This is a genomic window from Mycobacterium sp. 1482292.6 (assembly GCF_001672995.1).
Taxonomy (GTDB): domain Bacteria; phylum Actinomycetota; class Actinomycetes; order Mycobacteriales; family Mycobacteriaceae; genus Mycobacterium; species Mycobacterium europaeum_A.
Map to the genome: position 1 here is coordinate 1 of NZ_LZKV01000082.1, position 16,693 is coordinate 16,693.

General features: G+C 67.3%; 17 protein-coding genes. 5 read left to right on the forward strand and 12 right to left on the reverse strand.

Annotated features, from left to right (window positions below; translation table 11 throughout):
- Window positions 1-361, reverse strand: a 361-nt coding sequence (locus A5624_RS07955; RefSeq protein WP_156748922.1) for an LLM class flavin-dependent oxidoreductase, incomplete at its 3' end; no start/stop codon positions are given.
- A 142-nt stretch (window positions 362-503) separates the two neighbouring features.
- On the opposite strand from A5624_RS07955, the gene A5624_RS07960 reads away from it, so the two are divergent.
- Genes A5624_RS07960 through A5624_RS07970 form a run of 3 tightly spaced genes read left to right on the forward strand, consistent with a single transcriptional unit; the run spans window position 504 to window position 3,278 of the window.
- Window positions 504-1,712 (forward strand): FAD-dependent monooxygenase, encoded by a 1,209-nt coding sequence (locus tag A5624_RS07960; protein ID WP_066864231.1) that lies wholly within the window; start codon window positions 504-506, stop codon window positions 1,710-1,712.
- Between the two features lie 60 nt (window positions 1,713-1,772).
- On the forward strand, window positions 1,773-2,633 hold the full coding sequence (locus tag A5624_RS07965; RefSeq protein WP_066864234.1) for an LLM class F420-dependent oxidoreductase: 861 nt from the start codon (window positions 1,773-1,775) through the stop codon (window positions 2,631-2,633).
- A 36-nt stretch (window positions 2,634-2,669) separates the two neighbouring features.
- Window positions 2,670-3,278, forward strand: coding sequence for a bifunctional 2-polyprenyl-6-hydroxyphenol methylase/3-demethylubiquinol 3-O-methyltransferase UbiG (locus tag A5624_RS07970; RefSeq protein ID WP_066864237.1), 609 nt, complete (start codon window positions 2,670-2,672; stop codon window positions 3,276-3,278).
- A 127-nt stretch (window positions 3,279-3,405) separates the two neighbouring features.
- Here the strand turns inward: A5624_RS07970 and A5624_RS07975 are convergent, their stop codons facing one another.
- Together A5624_RS07975 and A5624_RS07980 are read right to left on the reverse strand one after the other, a co-directional pair.
- Window positions 3,406-5,559, reverse strand: a complete 2,154-nt coding sequence (locus A5624_RS07975; RefSeq protein WP_066864240.1) for a 3-hydroxyacyl-CoA dehydrogenase NAD-binding domain-containing protein — start codon at window positions 5,557-5,559, stop codon at window positions 3,406-3,408.
- A 4-nt stretch (window positions 5,560-5,563) separates the two neighbouring features.
- Window positions 5,564-6,775, reverse strand: a complete 1,212-nt coding sequence (locus tag A5624_RS07980) for an acetyl-CoA C-acetyltransferase (RefSeq protein WP_066864243.1) — start codon at window positions 6,773-6,775, stop codon at window positions 5,564-5,566.
- 280 nt (window positions 6,776-7,055) lie between these two features.
- On the opposite strand from A5624_RS07980, the gene A5624_RS07985 reads away from it, so the two are divergent.
- On the forward strand, window positions 7,056-8,237 hold the full coding sequence (locus A5624_RS07985) for a pyridoxal phosphate-dependent aminotransferase (RefSeq protein ID WP_066864246.1): 1,182 nt from the start codon (window positions 7,056-7,058) through the stop codon (window positions 8,235-8,237).
- Here the strand turns inward: A5624_RS07985 and A5624_RS07990 are convergent.
- From A5624_RS07990 to A5624_RS08005, 4 genes are read right to left on the reverse strand one after another with little or no spacing between them, the layout of a single operon-like run.
- Window positions 8,234-8,674 (reverse strand): SRPBCC family protein, encoded by a 441-nt coding sequence (locus A5624_RS07990; protein WP_066864249.1) that lies wholly within the window; start codon window positions 8,672-8,674, stop codon window positions 8,234-8,236. The two genes, A5624_RS07985 and A5624_RS07990, sit on opposite strands and share 4 nt — an antisense overlap.
- A gap of 38 nt (window positions 8,675-8,712) precedes the next feature.
- Window positions 8,713-9,168, reverse strand: coding sequence for an SRPBCC family protein (locus A5624_RS07995; RefSeq protein WP_066864252.1), 456 nt, complete (start codon window positions 9,166-9,168; stop codon window positions 8,713-8,715).
- A gap of 58 nt (window positions 9,169-9,226) precedes the next feature.
- The gene (locus A5624_RS08000) at window positions 9,227-10,420 is read right to left on the reverse strand and encodes a CaiB/BaiF CoA-transferase family protein (protein ID WP_197518934.1); all 1,194 of its coding nucleotides are present in this window, start codon (window positions 10,418-10,420) and stop codon (window positions 9,227-9,229) included.
- Window positions 10,421-10,425: 5 nt separating this feature from the next.
- Window positions 10,426-10,869, reverse strand: a complete 444-nt coding sequence (locus tag A5624_RS08005) for an SRPBCC family protein (RefSeq protein ID WP_066864255.1) — start codon at window positions 10,867-10,869, stop codon at window positions 10,426-10,428.
- Between the two features lie 67 nt (window positions 10,870-10,936).
- Here A5624_RS08005 and A5624_RS08010 point away from each other — a divergent pair, with 67 nt between their 5' ends.
- Window positions 10,937-12,622 carry an alpha-keto acid decarboxylase family protein gene (locus A5624_RS08010; protein WP_066864390.1) on the forward strand — a complete coding sequence of 562 codons (1,686 nt, stop codon included), beginning with the start codon at window positions 10,937-10,939 and terminating at the stop codon, window positions 12,620-12,622.
- Window positions 12,623-12,626: 4 nt separating this feature from the next.
- Here the strand turns inward: A5624_RS08010 and A5624_RS27295 are convergent, their stop codons facing one another.
- From A5624_RS27295 to A5624_RS08030, 5 genes are all read right to left on the reverse strand, one after another.
- Window positions 12,627-12,815, reverse strand: coding sequence for a bacterioferritin-associated ferredoxin (locus A5624_RS27295; RefSeq protein WP_067143839.1), 189 nt, complete (start codon window positions 12,813-12,815; stop codon window positions 12,627-12,629).
- Window positions 12,816-12,825: 10 nt separating this feature from the next.
- Window positions 12,826-13,452: a fatty-acid--CoA ligase gene (locus A5624_RS08015; RefSeq protein WP_066864258.1), complete on the reverse strand. Its 627-nt coding sequence runs from the start codon at window positions 13,450-13,452 to the stop codon at window positions 12,826-12,828.
- Complete coding sequence (locus A5624_RS08020; RefSeq protein WP_066864393.1) at window positions 13,449-14,852, reverse strand: FadD3 family acyl-CoA ligase; 1,404 nt, start codon at window positions 14,850-14,852, stop codon at window positions 13,449-13,451. Before A5624_RS08020 ends, A5624_RS08015 begins: the two co-directional genes overlap by 4 nt.
- A 38-nt stretch (window positions 14,853-14,890) precedes the next feature.
- On the reverse strand, window positions 14,891-16,081 hold the full coding sequence (locus A5624_RS08025) for an amidohydrolase family protein (protein ID WP_066864260.1): 1,191 nt from the start codon (window positions 16,079-16,081) through the stop codon (window positions 14,891-14,893).
- A gap of 87 nt (window positions 16,082-16,168) precedes the next feature.
- Window positions 16,169-16,588, reverse strand: coding sequence for a lipoprotein LpqH (locus A5624_RS08030; RefSeq protein WP_066864263.1), 420 nt, complete (start codon window positions 16,586-16,588; stop codon window positions 16,169-16,171).
- Window positions 16,589-16,693: the final 105 nt, after the last annotated feature.

Here is a 16,693-nt window from a genome sequence, read left to right on the forward strand (position 1 = left end):
ATTCGTGTTCGTACCAGCCGCCGCCGATACCCATCTGGATGCGGCCACCGGAGATGATGTCGGCCGTCGCGGCGACCTTGGCCAGGTAGACGGGGTTGCGGTAGCTCATCGCCGTGCACATCTGGCCGAGCTTGATCCGCGAGGTGGTCGCCGCGTAGGCGGCCATCAGCGACCAGGCCTCGTGCGTGGCTTCCCCGGTCGGCACGGGCACGGTGTGGAAATGGTCGTAGACCCAGAGTGAATCCCAGCTGCCCTTGTCCGCGTGGTCGGCCAGCTCGCGCATCACCGCCCAGTGGTTCTCCGGTTCGATGCCGACCAGATCCATTCGCCAGCCCTGCGGGATGAAGAGACCAAAGCGCATACCCGGACTGTAGCCGCAACCCCGCGGCCGTCACCCGCCCAGCGCGTCGAGCGCGGCCGCGACCGACTTCGCTCGCGACACCTCGTGCGCAGCATCGGGGGACTTACGCTTACCGAACGTTAAGTAAGTATGGGAGATCGTCATGCGGATCCTCGTCTCGGGTGCCAGCATCGCCGGCCCGGTCCTGGCCTACTGGCTGACCCGTCACGGCTTCGACGTCACCGTGGTGGAGCGCGCACCGACACTACGCAAAACCGGCGGCCACGCCGTCGACTTGTTCCGTCCGGCAATGGAGATCTCGGCGAAGATGGGCGTCCTGCCACGCATCGAGGCGCGGGCCACCGGAACGGACCGGCTGACGATGCACCGGGAGGGCCGGACGAAGCCCACCCGGATCGACCTCACCAAGATCTACGCGGCCACCTCCGACCGGCACGTGGAGATCATGCGCGACGACCTCAGCGAGATCTACTACGACGCCGCGCGCGACGACGTCGAGTACCTGTTCGGTGACTCCATCATCGGGATCGAGCACGACGGCACCGTGACCTTCGAGCACGGCCCAGCGCGCACCTTCGACGTGATCGTGGGCGCCGACGGGCTGCATTCCAATGTGCGGCGCCTGACCTTCGGTGAAGACGCCGAGCTCACCCGCTTCCTCGGCGGCTACCTGTCGGTGGTCTCGGCGCCCAAGGCGCTGGTCGCGCCCGGCGAGATGGTCGCCCACATCGGGGTCGGGCGCTTCGCCGGCATCTACACCGCCGATCACCTGGACGACGCGCGGGCGGTGTTCATGTTCCGCAGCACGGCCGAATTGGATTACGACCACCGCGATGCGTTGCGGCAGAAGCGATTACTGCACGAGGCGTTTACCGGGATGCACGAGCAGGTGGACGGCTGGTTAAGCGAACTGGAGCGCACCCCCACCTTCTACTTCGACTCCATCACCCAGCTGCGCACCGATCGGTGGTCGCGCCGCCGGGTCACCCTGGTCGGGGACGCCGGATACTGTCCGGGGCCCGCGGTGGGCGGCAGCACCAGCCTCGCCGTCCTCGGCGCCTACGTGCTGGCCGGCGAGCTCGCCGAGGCCGACGGGGACCACCTGCGCGCCTTCGCCGCCTACGAACTCCGGATGCGCGAACCGGTGCACCGCAGCCGGTCGTTTGCCCGCGGTGCGGCCAAGGGCGTCATCCCCGGTTCACGAATCGGCCTGTGGGCGTTGACCCGTGGGGCCCAGCTGGTCTCGGCGATGCCCGGACCGCTGTCGCGGTCCTTGGCGAAGCTCAACACCAAGGGCGTGCGGATGCACGACTCGATGCCAGTCCCCGAGTACACCTTCAGCGACGTCTGACAGCATGTTGCGTAGAGCCGCGGACCCGAGTCACCGCGCGCCACCACGGGAAGGCTGCAGATGGAACTGACCGGTGTGGGGATCTGGAGCAGTCAACTGCGCTACGGCGACCCGGCCGAATCCGCCGACGCCGCAGCGGAACTCGACGACCTGGGCTTCCCCGCGCTGTGGATACCGGATGTCGGCGGTCCGGTGTTCGACGCGGTGGGTCATCTGCTCGGCGCGACCAAGCGGACCGTGATCGCCACCGGGATCCTGAACCTGTGGATGCATTCGCCCTCCGAGGTCGCCGACTCCTACGCGGCCCTGACCGCCGAGCACGGTGACCGCTTCCTGCTGGGCATCGGCGTCAGCCACGCGCCGCTGATCGATGCCGGCCAACCCGGGCGCTACCGTAAACCGCTGGCGGCGACGGCGGCGTTCCTGGACGGCTTGGATGCCGCGCCGCGGCCGGTGCCCGTCGAGCGCCGGGTCCTTGCCGCGCTCGGCCCCAAGATGCTGACCCTGTCGGCGACCCGCGCCGGGGGCGCCCACCCGTACCTGGTCACCCCCGAACACACCGCCTCCGCCCGTGCGACTTTGGGCCAGGGCCCATTGCTGCTGCCCGAACAGACGGTGATCCTGACCGACAGCGCCGAGGAGGCCCGCCAGATCGGAACCGATTGGCTGCGCGCGTATTTGGCCTTGCCCAACTACGCCAACAACCTGTTGCGCAGCGGCTTCTCCGAGGACGACCTGTCGCAGGTGAGCGACCGGCTCTTCAACGCGATCATCGCCTGGGGCGACGAAGAGGCCGTCATGCGCCGCGTCGCCGAACATCGTTCCGCCGGCGCCGACCACGTCTGCGTCCAGGTGCTGCTGGCCGATCCCCGCGCCTTCCCGCGCGAGGAATGGCGCCGGATCGCCGCCGCCTCCCGGTAGGGTGACCGGCCGCGTCGAAGCGGCCTAGGGTGAGCTATGGCTTCCAAACAGACGCTGTTTCGGATCTTCTACCGCATCGGTTTCACCCCGTGGGACGGTCATCCGCTCGCCCAGAGCGTGCGCGATCTCGTCGAGGGCACCCCCGACGCCGCCGCGCTCCCCGCAGGGTCGGCCCTGGAGGTCGGCTGCGGCACCGGCGACTGCTCCATCTACCTCGCCCAGCACGGCTGGAAGGTCACCGCGGTCGACTTCGTGGCCAAACCGCTCGAGCGCGCCCGCGCGAAGGCACAGGCTGCGGGCGCCACGGTCGACTTCGTCCAGGCCGACGTCACGCAGTTGAGCCGGACGGGCATCGGCACCAACTTCGGGTTGATCGTCGACAACGGGTGCCTGCACAACATGAGCGACGCGGATCGCGACGCCTATGTCCGCGAGATCAGCGCCCTTGCCGCACCCGACGCCCGCCTGCTGATCGTCGCGTTCGTGCCCGGTGGCCGGGTCGGCGTGCGCGGGATCGACCGCGCCGAGATGGAACGTCGATTCACCCAGAGCTGGACGCTGCTGTCGGCCGGCGCCGAACGCGAGCTGGACCGCGCCGAGAAGACGCCGGCGTGGTACTACCTATTCGCGCGCCGCGACACGTAACCTGTTGCGACGACACGCCGTAGCGCTTCGCAATGGCTTAAGTCTCGGCGCAGCGGCCGAGCCGCCGTACGCATAAGCCCCCGAAACCACGAGGTTTCGGGGGCTTATGCGCTTGCGTTGGTGCAGGCTAGGTCAGCGACGCCGGCGGCAGGAACCGGTCGCCGTAGCGGGCCGCAAGCTCCTTGGCCCGGGCCACGAAGGCTTCCTTGCCGATGCCGTGCTTGCCCTCGTAGCCGACGATGAACTGGGCGCTACCACCGGTGTAGGGCGGGAAGCCGATGCCCATGATCGACCCGATGTTGGCGTCGGCGGTCGACGTCAGCACGCCCTCGTCCAGGCACTTCTGCGTCTCGAGCGCCTCGGCGAACAACATGCGATCGATCATGTCCTGCAACGGAATATCGGCGCTACCGGACTTGAACGTCTCGCGCAGGCCCGGCCATAGCCGGGTGCGCTTGCCGTCGACGTACTCGTAGAAACCCGCGCCCTTCAGCCGCGACGGGCGGCCCAGCTCGATCATCTTCTCGACGACGGCCTCGGCCGGGTGCGGCTCGTAGGTGCCGCCCGCGTCCTCGACACCCTTGCGGGTGGCCGTGGCGATCTTGTGCATCAGCTCCAGGTTGAGCTCGTCGGACAGCTGCAGCGGCGGCGCCGGGTAGCCGGCCTGCGAACCGGCGTGCTCGACGCTGGCCGGCTCCACGCCCTCACCGAGCATGGCGAGCGCCTCGTTGACGAACGTGCCGATGACGCGGCTGGTGAAGAAGCCGCGGCTGTCGTTGACGACGATCGGGGTCTTGCCGATGGCCAGCGTGTAGTCGAACACCCGGGCCAGCGCCTCGTCGGAAGTCTTTTCGCCCCTGATGATTTCGACCAGCGGCATCTTGTCGACCGGCGAGAAGAAGTGGATCCCGATGAAGTCCTCCTGGCGCTTCACGCCGGTCGCCAGACCGGTGATCGGCAGCGTCGAGGTGTTCGACCCCAGCAGTGCGTTGGGCTCGACGATGTCCTCGATCTCCTGGAACACCTTGTGCTTGAGTTCCTGGTTCTCGAACACCGCCTCGATCACGAAATCGACGCCCTTGAAGGCCTCGGGGTCGGCGGCCGGGGTGATCCGGTCCAGCAGCGCCTTGCTCTTCTCCTCGGTGGTCTTGCCACGCTGAAGCGCCTTGGCCTCAAGCTTTTCCGAGTAGCCCTTGCCCTTCTCGGCGGCCTCGAGGCTGACGTCCTTGAGCACCACCTCGAAGCCGGCCTTGGCCGAGACGTAGGCGATACCGGCGCCCATCATGCCCGCACCCAGCACACCGATCTTGTTGATCTTGACCGGTTCGATGCCGTCGGGCCGCGACCCACCGCCGTTGATGTGCTGCAGGTCGAGGAAGAACGCCTGGATCATGTTCTTGGCGACCTGGCCGGTGACCAGCTGGGTGAAATAGCGGCTCTCGATGCGGCTGGCGGTGTCGAAGTCCACCTGCGCGCCCTCGACGGCCGCGTCCAGGATGGCGCGCGGCGCCGGCATCGGTGCGCCCTTGAGCTGCTTCTTGAGCAGCGCCGGGAACGACGGCAGGATGCCGGCCAGCGCGGGGCTGGCGGGGGTGCCGCCGGGCATCTTGTAGCCCTTTTTGTCCCATGGCTGGGTGTATGAGTCGGGGTCGTCCTTGACCTGTTTGATCCAGGCCTTGGCGGCGGGCACCAATTCGTCTACCGAGCCGACGATTTCGTCGACCAGGCCGATCTCCTTGGCCTTGTCGGCCTTGAACCGGGTGCCCTGCGACAGGATGTTCATGAAGGCGTTCTGGATGCCGAACATCCGCACGGTGCGGGTCACCCCGCCGCCGCCGGGCAGCAGGCCCAGCGTGACCTCGGGCAGGCCGACGACCAGGCCCTTGACGTCCGCGGCGATGCGGTGGTGACAGGCCAGCGCGATCTCCAGACCGCCGCCCAGCGCCGCGCCGTTGATGGCGGCCACCACCGGCTTGCCCAGCGTCTCGAGCGCACGCAGGTCACGCTTGACCGACTCGACGGTGTCGAACGCCTCCCCGGCGTTCTCCGGGCCGAGGTTGATCATGCCCTTCAGGTCACCACCGGCGAAGAAGGTCTTCTTCGCGCTGGTGATCACCACACCGGTGATCGAATCCTTCTCGGCGGCAAGGCGTTCCACAGCGTTGTGCATGGACTCGCTGTAGTGCTCGTTCATCACGTTGGCCGACCCGGTGGGGTCGTCCAGGGTCAGGGTGACGATGCCGTCGTCGTCCTTGTCCCACTGAATGGTGTTCTCTGCCATGGTCTTAAACCCTCTCGATGATGGTGGCGACACCCATGCCGCCGCCGATGCACAGCGTGATCAGCGCGCGACGCGCGTTGCGGCGCTCGAGCTCGTCGACCATGGTGCCGGTGATCATGGCGCCGGTGGCGCCCAGCGGGTGGCCCATCGCGATGGCGCCACCGTTGACGTTGAGCTTCTCGTCGGGGATGTTGAGGTCCTTCTGGAACTTCAGCACCACCGACGCGAACGCCTCGTTCAGCTCGAACAGGTCGATGTCGTCGATCGTCAGGCCCGCGCGGTCGAGCACCTTCTGCGTGGCCGGGGTCGGGCCGGTGAGCATGATGACCGGGTCCGAGCCGCTGGTGGCGGTGGCCACGATGCGTGCCCGCGGCGTCAGGCCCTGCGACTTGCCCGCGGCTTCCGAACCGACCAGCACCAGCGCGGCGCCATCGACGATGCCCGAGCTGTTGCCGCCGGTGTGGACGTGGTTGATCTTCTCGACCCAGTGGTACTTGGTGAGCGCAACGTCGTCGAACCCGCCCATCTCACCGATCCCGTCGAACGCGGTCTTCAGCTTGCCCAGGCCCTCGAGCGTGGTGTCGGGCCGCATGTGCTCGTCGTGGTCGAGGATGACCAGACCGTTCTGGTCGCGCACCGGCACCACCGACTTGGCGAAGTAGCCGCCCGACCACGCCGCGGCGGCCTTCTGCTGGCTGCGCAGCGCGTAGGCGTCGACGTCGTCGCGGGAGAAGCCCTCGATGGTGGCGATCAGGTCGGCGCCGATGCCCTGGGGCACGAAGCCGATCTGATAGTTGGTCTCGGGGTCGGTCGCCCAGGCGCCGCCGTCGGAGCCCATCGGCACCCGGCTCATCGACTCGACACCGCCGGCCAGCACCAGGTCGTCCCAGCCGGACCGGACCTTCTGGGCGGCGGTGTTGACGGCCTCGAGACCGGAGGCGCAGAACCGGTTGAGCTGCACGCCGCCGGTGGTCTCCGGCAGGCCGGCGGCCAGCACCGCGGTGCGGGCGATGTCGCCGCCCTGGTCACCGACCGGGGACACAACGCCCAGGATCATGTCGCTGATCAGGTTCTCGTCCAGGTCCGGGAACCGCCGGCGCAGCTCGTCCACCAGGCCCACGACCAGGTTGAGCGGCTTGACCTCGTTCAGCGAACCGTTGCGCTGCTTGCCCCGCGGGGTGCGGATGGCCTCATAGATAAAAGCTTCTTCGGACATGACGACTTCCTGTTCTGACGAATAGGGTTCGAATCCGTCTTCGAGATAGATTCCGCCCCACCCTAACAGGGTCCCCGGCCAACCTGTTGGTTGGGCAAGATCGCGCAGCTCAGAGGCACCGAGTGACGCACGCCACGCGTCGGCTTGCGGGGTCGGGCGGCCGCCCCGGCCAAACGTGCGACTACGTTCACGCTCGGCGACGAGTGTGCGCCTAACTTCACGCTTGGCTGGTGGGCGTCCCGGGCACTGGCCGTGGCCGACCCGCCTAAGCTCGACCACCATGACGGTGGAGCGATTGCGCCCCTACGCGACCACGGTGTTCGCCGAGATGTCGGCGCTGGCCGCGCGCATCGGAGCAGTGAACCTGGGCCAGGGGTTTCCCGACGAGGACGGCCCCCCGGCCATGCTCAAGGCCGCCCAGGAGGCCATCGCCGACGGCGTCAACCAGTACCCCCCGGGCATCGGCATCGCGCCGCTGCGCCACGCCATCGCCGCCCAGCGCCGGCGCCGCTACGGCATCGACTACGACCCCGACACCGAGGTGCTGGTGACGGTCGGGGCGACCGAGGCCATCGCCTCGGCGGTGATCGGCCTGGTCGAGCCGGGCTCCGAGGTCCTGCTGATCGAGCCGTTCTACGACTCCTACTCGCCGGTGGTGGCGATGGCCTCCGCGCAACGGGTGGCCGTGCCCCTGGTCCCCCACGGTCGCGGCTTCGCCCTGGACGCCGACGCGCTGCGCCGGGCGGTTACGCCCCGGACCCGGGCGCTGATCGTCAACTCACCGCACAACCCGACCGGCACCGTGCTGCGCGCCGAAGAGTTGGCGGCCATCGCCGAGGTGGCGGTCGCGGCCGACCTGCTGGTGATCACCGACGAGGTCTACGAGCATCTGGTATTCGACCGCCACCGACACGTGCCGCTGGCCGGCTTCGACGGCATGGCCGAGCGCACCATCACCATCTCCAGCGCGGCCAAGATGTTCAACTGCACCGGCTGGAAGATCGGATGGGCTTGCGGCCCAGCGCATCTGATCGCCGGGATGCGCGCGGCCAAACAGTACCTGAGCTATGTTGGCGGCGCGCCGTTCCAACCGGCGGTGGCGCTGGCCCTGGACACGGAGGACGCATGGGTGGACGACCTGCGCGCCACGCTGCAGGCCAGACGCGATCGGCTGGCCGCCGGGCTGATCGACGTCGGGTTCGAGGTGCACGACAGCGCCGGCACGTACTTCCTGTGCGCCGATCCGCGTCCGCTGGGATACGACGACAGCAGCGAGTTCTGCGCGGCGCTGCCGGAAAAGGTTGGCGTTGCCGCGATCCCGATGTCGGCGTTCTGTGACCCCGCTGCGACGAGCGGTCCGGCCGACGTGTGGAATCACTTGGTGCGCTTCACCTTCTGTAAACGTGACGACACGCTCGACGAGGCGATCAAGCGGCTGGCCGCGCTGAAAGACGCCGGTTAGCCGGCAGTGCCCATCACGCGCTTACGCAGACCCTCCAGCGCGGCGTGCAGGATTTTCTTGCGGGCCCGGGCGATCCAGAACTCCGGTAGCGGCGCCCACGGTTCGACGGTGATGGTGAAGCGCACCCTGGTCTTGTCCACGCCCAGCCGGCTCAGGTTGTACTCGCCGTGCTGACCGTGCTGCTGCGCCGTCTTCCGGGCGTCCCACACCATCCAGTCTGGGCCCCAATGGTATTCGAGCAATTCCGTGTCGTGGATGCCGGTCACCGAGATCGTGACCTTCACGTGGTGGGGGCGGCCGTCGGGATGCTTGTCGACGACCTCGACCCGCTTGTGGACCGACGACCACGAGGGCACGGCATCCATATCGGCGAGCGCCTCCATGATGACTTCCGGAGGCGCGTCGATGATGATTTCCGACGATGCTTGAACGGCCACTACTACTAAGTTAACGCCAGCGCAGCCACCGGCGAAGGCTATTCGGTCCCGGGGGACTCCCTGTCGCCCGAGACCAGGTCGCGCAACCCCTTCATGGAGGCGTCGAGAACGCTCTCGGCGGCCCGTCGCACGATGAACGCGGGCATGGGCCGGCCGGGTTCGACGGTGATGTCGAAGCGCACCCGAGTCTGGTCGATCCCTTCGGGTTTGAGGGTGTATTCGACGTGCTGCCCATGCTGCTGAGAGGTCCCCGTGGCGTCGTAGACGACCCAATCGGGACCCCAGTGATATTCCAGGACCTCCTTGTCGACCAGCCCGAGAATCTTGATGGTGGTCTTGACATGGTGGGGCCGGCCGTCGGGATAACGGTCGATCACTTCGATGTGTTTGTGCAGCGGCGACCACGATGACAGGACGCCGACATCTGTCAGCGCCTCCATGACCACTTCTGGCGGCGCGTTGACGACGAATTCCCGTGATGCTTTTACGGCCACTGAAGATCAACTTAGCAACGCCGATCCCGCTGCGGACGGATTCGGCGTAACCAGTTCCCTACCAGTTGATTTCGGCAAGCGGTGTGGTTTTCGCCGGCGGCGGTCCGACCGGTCCGGCCGGGGTCCGCGAAAAGCGTGGGGCGGGCGCGGCCTGGTCGGCGCCATGGGCGGTGATCACCGTGGACCGCGTCCGCAAGTGCTCGTCGGTGGCGGCCTCGCTCCACGTCAGCACTGCGGTGACGCACGCGTCGGTGCCGGCGAACGTCTGTGCCCACTCGTCGCGCGTGCGCCCGGCGAACCGCCGGGTGAAGATCTCGCGCATCCGCGGATACGAAGCTTTGTCGTGTTGGGCCGGCACGTCATCGGGTGACAGGCCAAGCCCATCGAGCAACGCCGCGAAGAATTGCGGCTCGATGGCGCCGACGGCCACGTACTTACCGTCGGCGGTCTCGTAGCAGCCATAGAACGGGGCGCCACCGTCGAGCAGAAACGATTCGCGCCGGTCGCGCAGTGCCCCAGTGGACTTCATGGTCCACATCATCTGGGACAGCAGGCTGACACCGTCGACCATCGCCGCGTCGATCACCTGCCCGGTGCCCGTGCGTTCGCGTTCGTAGAGGGCGGCCGCGATGCCGATCACCACCAGCATCGAGCCGCCGCCGAAGTCGGCGACCAGGTTCAGCGGCGGCATCGGTGGCCGGTCGGCATATCCCAGCGCCGACAGCGCACCGGTCTGCGCCAGGTAGTTGATGTCATGCCCGGCGGTCGCGGCCAGCGGCCCGTCCTGGCCCCAGCCGGTCATCCGGGCGTAGATCAGCCGCGGGTTGAGTGCCGCGCAGTCGTCGGGCCCGATGCCGAGCCGCTCGCAGGTTCCGGGCCGGAAGCAGTCCAGCAGCACGTCGGCCTTGGCGGCCAGGCCCAGCAGCGCCTGCGGCTGCGCCTTGACGTCCAGGTCGACGATCCGCTTGCCGCGATGCAGCAGATCACGACCCTCGGCTGGCATCGCGATCGCCACGCCTGTTTGGTGGCGACCCGCTTCGCCCGGCTTCGCCGCGCTCGCGATCGCCACGCCTGTTTGGTGGCGACCCGCTTCGCCCGGCTTCGCCGCGCTCGCGATCGCCACGCCGCCCGGCCGGCGCACCCGCACCACGTCCGCACCCAGGTCGGCGAGCAGCATTCCCGCGTGCGGCCCGGGCCCGATGCCGCCGAGTTCGATGACGCGCACCCCCGCCAGCGGCCCGCCACCGCCCACGGCGGCTAGTTACCCTTCTTCACCTGGAGCACCCGCTCGCGCAGCGCCTTGGTCGCCGAATCGATAGTTCCCTTCACGGCACGCTTGAGCACGAAGCCCGGCAGCGGCACGTTCGGGTCGGCCAGCAACTCGAACTTGACCAGGGTCCCCTCGCCCTGCGGCACCAGGGTGTACTTTCCGTCCTGCGCCTTCTGCTGCGAGGAGCTGACCAGCTTCCAGCTCACCACGTTGTCGCCCCAGGTGTAGGCCACCACCTGTTCATCGGTGATCCCGGCGACCTTGACCTTCATCCGCACTTGGCGGGGGCGCCCGTCGTCGCCGGTGTCGAGGATCTCCGCACTCTGATGCGGCTCCGACCAGTCGGGCATCGCTTCGAAGTCGGCGATGACGTCCAGAATCTCCTCGGGACTGGCTTCGATGACGATGTCGCGGGATTCTTTGAGTGCCATGGCCCGCACGATACTGGCACCGCGTCTCACCCGGAACGGATTGAACTTCGAGCGTACCGTCGTGCCTGTGACTGATGCCGCGACCGATACCGCATACACCGTCGGTGACTACCTGTTGGACCGTCTCGCCGAGCTCGGCGTCTCGGAGATCTTCGGTGTTCCCGGCGATTACAACCTGGAATTCCTCGACCACATCATCGCCCATCCCCGCATCCGCTGGGTCGGCAACGCCAACGAGCTCAACGCCGGCTACGCCGCCGACGGATACGGTCGCCTGCGCGGAATGTCGGCTTTGGTAACGACATTCGGCGTCGGCGAGCTCTCGGCGGCCAACGCGATCGCGGGCAGCTACGCCGAACAGGTACCCGTCGTGCACATCGTCGGCGGCCCGTCCAAGGACGCCCAGGGCACCCGCCGGGCGCTGCACCATTCGCTCGGCGACGGGGACTTCGAGCACTTCTTCCGGGTCAGCCGCGAAATCACCTGCGCCCAAACTAATCTCATGCCCGCGACGGCCCGCCGCGAGATCGACCGGGTGTTGTCGGAGGTGCGTGAGCAGAAACGCCCCGGCTACATCCTGCTGTCCACCGACGTGGCGCGCTTCCCCACCGAGCCGCCGGAGGCGCCGTTGCCCCGCTACACCGGGGGCACCAGTCCCCGCGCGCTGGCCATGTTCATCGAGGCGGCGAGCGCACTCATCGGCGACCACCAGGTCACGGTGCTCGCCGACCTGCTGGTGCACCGGCTGCAGGCGATCAAAGAACTCGAGGCGCTGCTGGCCGCCGACGTGGTGCCGCACGCCACGTTGATGTGGGGCAAGAGCCTGCTCGACGAGAGCTCACCCAACTTCCTGGGCATCTACGCCGGGTCGGCCAGCGCGCCGGCGGTGCGCGCCGCGATCGAGGACGCGCCCGTGCTGGTGACCGCCGGCGTCGTGTTCACCGACATGGTCAGCGGCTTCTTCAGCCAGCGCATCGACCCGGCCCGGACCATCGATGTGGGCCAGTATCAGAGCAGCGTGGCCGGGGAAGTCTTCGCGCCGTTGGAAATGGGCGCCGCGCTCGACGCGCTGGCCACCATCGTGGCCCGGCGCGGGGTCTCGTCGCCGCCGGTGGTCTCGCCGCCCGCCGAGCCGCTGCCGCCGCCCCCGCCCCGCGACGAACCGCTGACCCAGAAGATGTTGTGGGACCGCCTGTGTGTGGCCCTCACACCGGGCAACGTGGTGCTCGCCGACCAGGGCACCTCCTTCTACGGCATGGCCGACCACCGGCTGCCGCAGGGCGTGACGTTCATCGGTCAACCACTATGGGGCTCAATCGGTTACACGTTGCCCGCCGCGCTCGGGGCGGCCGTGGCGCACCCGGACCGCAGGACGGTGTTGATCATCGGCGACGGCGCGGCGCAACTGACCGTCCAGGAGCTGGGCGCCTTTTCGCGCGAGGGCCTGACCCCCGTCATCGTGGTGGTCAACAACGACGGCTACACGATCGAGCGGGCGATCCACGGCCAGACCGCGCCCTATAACGACATCGTGAGCTGGCAGTGGACGGACGTTCCCCGGGCGCTGGGCGTCACCGACCACTTGTCGTTCCGGGTGCAGACCTACGGCGAGCTCGACGACGCCCTGACCGCAGCGGCGCAGCACCAGGACCGCATGGTGTTCGTCGAGGTGATATTGCCACGGCTCGAAATCCCCAACCTGCTCGTCGACCTCGTCCGACCGACGTCACCGGACGGCAGCCCCCGGCGCTGACGGCCTAGCGCGACGAGTTTGGCGTTCGCTCCGGGCTGGAGGAGCGCAGGATGGCCTGCACCGTGCGCCGGCAGCGACCGCAGTCGGCGCCCGCCCCACAGGCCTGGGCGACTTCCTTGGTCGTCGACGCCCCGCATTCCACGGCCTCGGTCACGGTTTGGCTGGTGACGCCGTTACACAGGCATACGAACACCGGCGAGCCCTCAGTCCGCGCCGATGCGCATCATGTCGAAGAATCGGCCGACGAACAGCGGCGGGTAGGCACCGATGCCCGCGCCGGACATCCATTGCGCCGCGGCATCGGGGTGGTCGATCCAGCGCCGCGCGCTTTCCTCGTCGGGAAACTCCTGCAGGATCAGCACCTCGTGATCGTCGTCGAAAGCCTGGAATACCCACGTCTTTCGGATTCCGGCGGTGGTGAATCTGTCTATCGCCGTGCCGACTTCGGAGGTCAGCAGGGACACGTCGTTGACCGACGCGATGGCGGCCACCACGACGCCCGGTGCCGCAGGGGTTTTCGGTGGCTGCGCGATGAACCTGTCGACGATCTCGCCGGCGAAGACCGCGGGTATGTCCTCGACGCCGGCCTCGTCGAACCAGTCGAAGAAGACCCGGGAGCGCAACAGCTCCACGATCGGCTCCCTGCTGTGGACGCCGATCATCACCAACACCCGCCCGTGGTCATGTGTCGAGGTGTAGACGAGCACATGGTGTGCACCGATGTCGGCCAGGGCGGCCTTATTGCGTTCCAGCAGCGGCCAGACCCGGGTCGGGTCGGGGACGCGATAATCCGACGCGATCACCATTGAATGAATGTCGCCGTTGTTCACCGCAGTTGGTCCTTCATCACTTTCCCTGTGGCGTTGAGTGGAAGTGAATCAAGGAACTCTACCGCGCGCGGCACTTTGAACCCGGCCATCCGGTCCCGGCACCAGCCGATCAGCTCTTCGGCGCTGACATCGGCATTACGGACCACGAAAGCCTTGCCCACCTGGCCCATCCGCTCATCGGGGACACCGATGACGGCCGCCTGCGCGACGGCCGGGTGGCTGAGCAGGAAGCCCTCGATCTCGGCCGGGTAGGCGTTGAATCCACCGACGATGAACATGTCCTTTTTCCGGCCGACGATGCGCAGCCGACCGGCCTCGGTGAATTCCCCTAGATCCCCGGTGTGCAGCCACCCCTCGCCGTCGATCGCTTGGGCGGTGGCCTCCGGTTCGTCGAGGTACCCCTGCATGACTCCGTAGCCGCGGACCAGCACTTCGCCGTCGTCGGCGATGCGCACCTCGACCCCGTCGCACGGCACGCCCGCGGTGGTGGCCACATCCTCGAAGGAGTCGCCCGGCAGCGAAAGGGTGACGTTGCCGGCCTCGGTCAGGCCGTAACCCGTCATCAACGTCTGGAAGGGCAGCTCGTCGTGGATGCGCCGCACCAGCTCGACGGGAATGTCCGCGGCGCCGGTCACCCCCGCACGCAACGACGACAGCTTGGACTTGTCCCCCACCGTCAGCAACGAGTGATACAGCGTAGGCGGTCCGGGAAGCATTGTAATGCGTTCGCGTTCAATGAGGTTCACGACGATGTCGACGTCGAACACCGCGACGGGCAGCATCGTCGCACCGCGCAGGAAAGAGGTCACGAGGCCGGCCTTGAGCCCGAAGGTGTGGAAGTACGGGTTGATCTGGAGATAGCGGTCGCCCTCGCGCAGGTCCGCGAGCGTCGCCCACTCCTCGTACATGCGCAGCGTCTGGCCGTGATTCAGCATTGCGCCCTTCGGGCGCCCGGTGGTGCCCGAGGTGAAGATGATGTCCGAGGTATCGGTGCCGCGCACCGGACGCTCGAACGGTGAACCGCTGGACAGGAAGTCGGACTTCAGGTCGATGACCGGCACCCCGGCGGGGGCGGTGTAATCCTGGTTCAGAAAGCCCTTCTGGACCAGGACCGCCTTCACCTTGCTGCGGCCGATGATGTCACCGGCCTCTTCGGTCTTGAACCGGGTGTTGACCGGGACGAGCACACCGCCCGCGGTGAGCAACCCGAACGCGGCGATGATCCACTCGGCCGAATTCGGTGCCCAGATCGCGACGCGGTCGCCCTTTTCGATGCCGAGGTCAGCGAAAGCGCCTGCGGCGCAACGAATTCGCTCGACGACTTCGGCGAAAGTCAAACGCAGCGGACCGTCGACGACTGCTTCCGCATCGCCGAAGCGGTCCGCTGCGCTCAAGACCATCTCGGGGATGGTCTGCCATGCCTGGTTTGGCCGGTCGGTCACACCGTGACGAGCCGACCGAGGTTGCCGCCCATGATCTTGGCCTGGTCGTCAACGGACAGGTGCGACAGCGCGTTGACGTAGTACGTCGGCTCCGCCAGGCCCTCCGGGTGCGGCCAGTCCGAGCCGTACAAGACCTGATCCACACCGACGAGGCTGATCAGGTCGTCGATGCCGTCCTCGAAGAACGGGCTGACGTGGATCCGGTTCTTGACCGTCTCGACGGGGTCGCTCGGGAAGGCCTCCGGGGCCTTCCGGAAGACCTCGGCCAAGCCGTCGAGCAGCGGGGTCATCCACTTCGAACCGGCCTCGACGATCGCGACCTTCAGCTTCGGGTGGCGGTAGAGCGCGCCGTGGATCACCCACGAGCCCACCGCATCCTGGATCGGCCGCCATTCGTTGAGAATGTTCATCGCATTGGTCTGGAACGGCAGCATTTCCTGTTCGGCGCCGTCCCACTCGGAGGTGTAGCGCGAGTAGCCGCTGTCGCTGGAGTGCATGCCGACCAGCACGTCGTGCTCGACGACCCTTTCCCAGAACGGGTCGAACTCGGGCACCGCGAACGACCGCGGGCCGCGGAAGCCGGGGACGGGAGCCGGTCGGATCAAAATGGCGCGGGCGCCGCGCTTGACCGCCCACTCCAGTTCCTCGATCGCCTTCTCCACGATCGGCAGCGTGATGACCGGCGTGGTGAAGATGCGGTTCTGGTAGTTGAAGCCCCAGACCTCGTCGAGCCACTCGTTCAACGCGTGAACCAGGACGTGGATGGCGACCGGGTCGTCGCGCAGCCGCTCCTCGAGCAGGCTGGCCAGCGTCGGGAACATCAGCGTGCGGTCCAGACCCAGCTCGTTCATCTTCTCCAGCCGCGGGCCGGGTTCGAAGAACGCCGGTATCGCGCGCATCGGCTCGCCGAACAGCTCGCGCTTGGATTTGCCGTCCGGGTTACCGAACTTGAAGTACTCCTCCCAGGCACCCGGCCGGGCGACGACCTCGAAGGTCGGGTTGGGAATGTAGTTGCTGATTTGGCCGCGGATGGCGATCTTCGTCCGCCCGTTGACCTGCACGTACTGGACATAGTCCTTGTACGCCTTGGGCAAGAACTTGGTCAGCGCTTCCGGCGGCTCGTACAGATGGTTGTCCGCGTCAAAGATCGGAAACGGGACGTCTTCCCGGTGCGACAACTGCCCCATGAAATCCTCCTTCTTGATTTGTGAGAATACTATTCTCTACAGGCGCCTAACCGCAACGTGCCCCCGCCGAACCGCTGTTCGACGAGGTCAGCACGACACGTAGATCTTGTAGGTGGCGGTGGCCGGTTCCCCGGGCTTGTCGGTCTTGTAGCCGTTGGCGGTGCCACTGACGGTGAATTTGTCACCCGTCATGCTCATGTCGCCGGTCCCGTCGCCGCCCCGGGAGTACATCCCGGTGAAGCCGCCCACATTCTGGATGTGCACCGACTCGACCGTCGCCGGTTGCGCGCTCTCGTCGACGATGAGCTTGGCGCCGGCAAAATCGCTACCGATGTCGATGGTCCGGGTCCATTCGCGTTGACCGCACTTGACGATATGAAAATTCCGGTCGTTGCCGTTGACGGTGACGGATGCCGTGCCGGCGAGTTGGGTCGGCGGTCGCGACGTGCACGCCGCGACCAAGGTAATGGTCAGGACCGCAGTGGCGGCCGCGATGGGACTCCGCACCGAGTCACCTCAATTCTCGCCGGCGAAAGTTCTTGGGCTGCAGCGATGATGTTATTCTCGCGAAAAGAGAATGCCAATATCGGGTTCTTGCCGAGGAGCGATAAC

Bases quoted from the DNA above. Each gene is read 5' to 3' on its own strand.
- A5624_RS07960 (WP_066864231.1), top strand. From the start codon at position 504: ATGCGGATCCTCGTCTCGGGTGCCAGCATCGCCGGCCCGGTCCTGGCC.
- A5624_RS07965 (WP_066864234.1), top strand. From the start codon at position 1,773: ATGGAACTGACCGGTGTGGGGATCTGGAGCAGTCAACTGCGCTACGGC.
- A5624_RS07970 (WP_066864237.1), top strand. From the start codon at position 2,670: ATGGCTTCCAAACAGACGCTGTTTCGGATCTTCTACCGCATCGGTTTC.
- A5624_RS07975 (WP_066864240.1), bottom strand. From the start codon at position 5,559: ATGGCAGAGAACACCATTCAGTGGGACAAGGACGACGACGGCATCGTC.
- A5624_RS07980 (WP_066864243.1), bottom strand. From the start codon at position 6,775: ATGTCCGAAGAAGCTTTTATCTATGAGGCCATCCGCACCCCGCGGGGC.
- A5624_RS07985 (WP_066864246.1), top strand. From the start codon at position 7,056: ATGACGGTGGAGCGATTGCGCCCCTACGCGACCACGGTGTTCGCCGAG.
- A5624_RS08005 (WP_066864255.1), bottom strand. From the start codon at position 10,869: ATGGCACTCAAAGAATCCCGCGACATCGTCATCGAAGCCAGTCCCGAG.
- A5624_RS08020 (WP_066864393.1), bottom strand. From the start codon at position 14,852: ATGGTCTTGAGCGCAGCGGACCGCTTCGGCGATGCGGAAGCAGTCGTC.
- A5624_RS08025 (WP_066864260.1), bottom strand. From the start codon at position 16,081: ATGGGGCAGTTGTCGCACCGGGAAGACGTCCCGTTTCCGATCTTTGAC.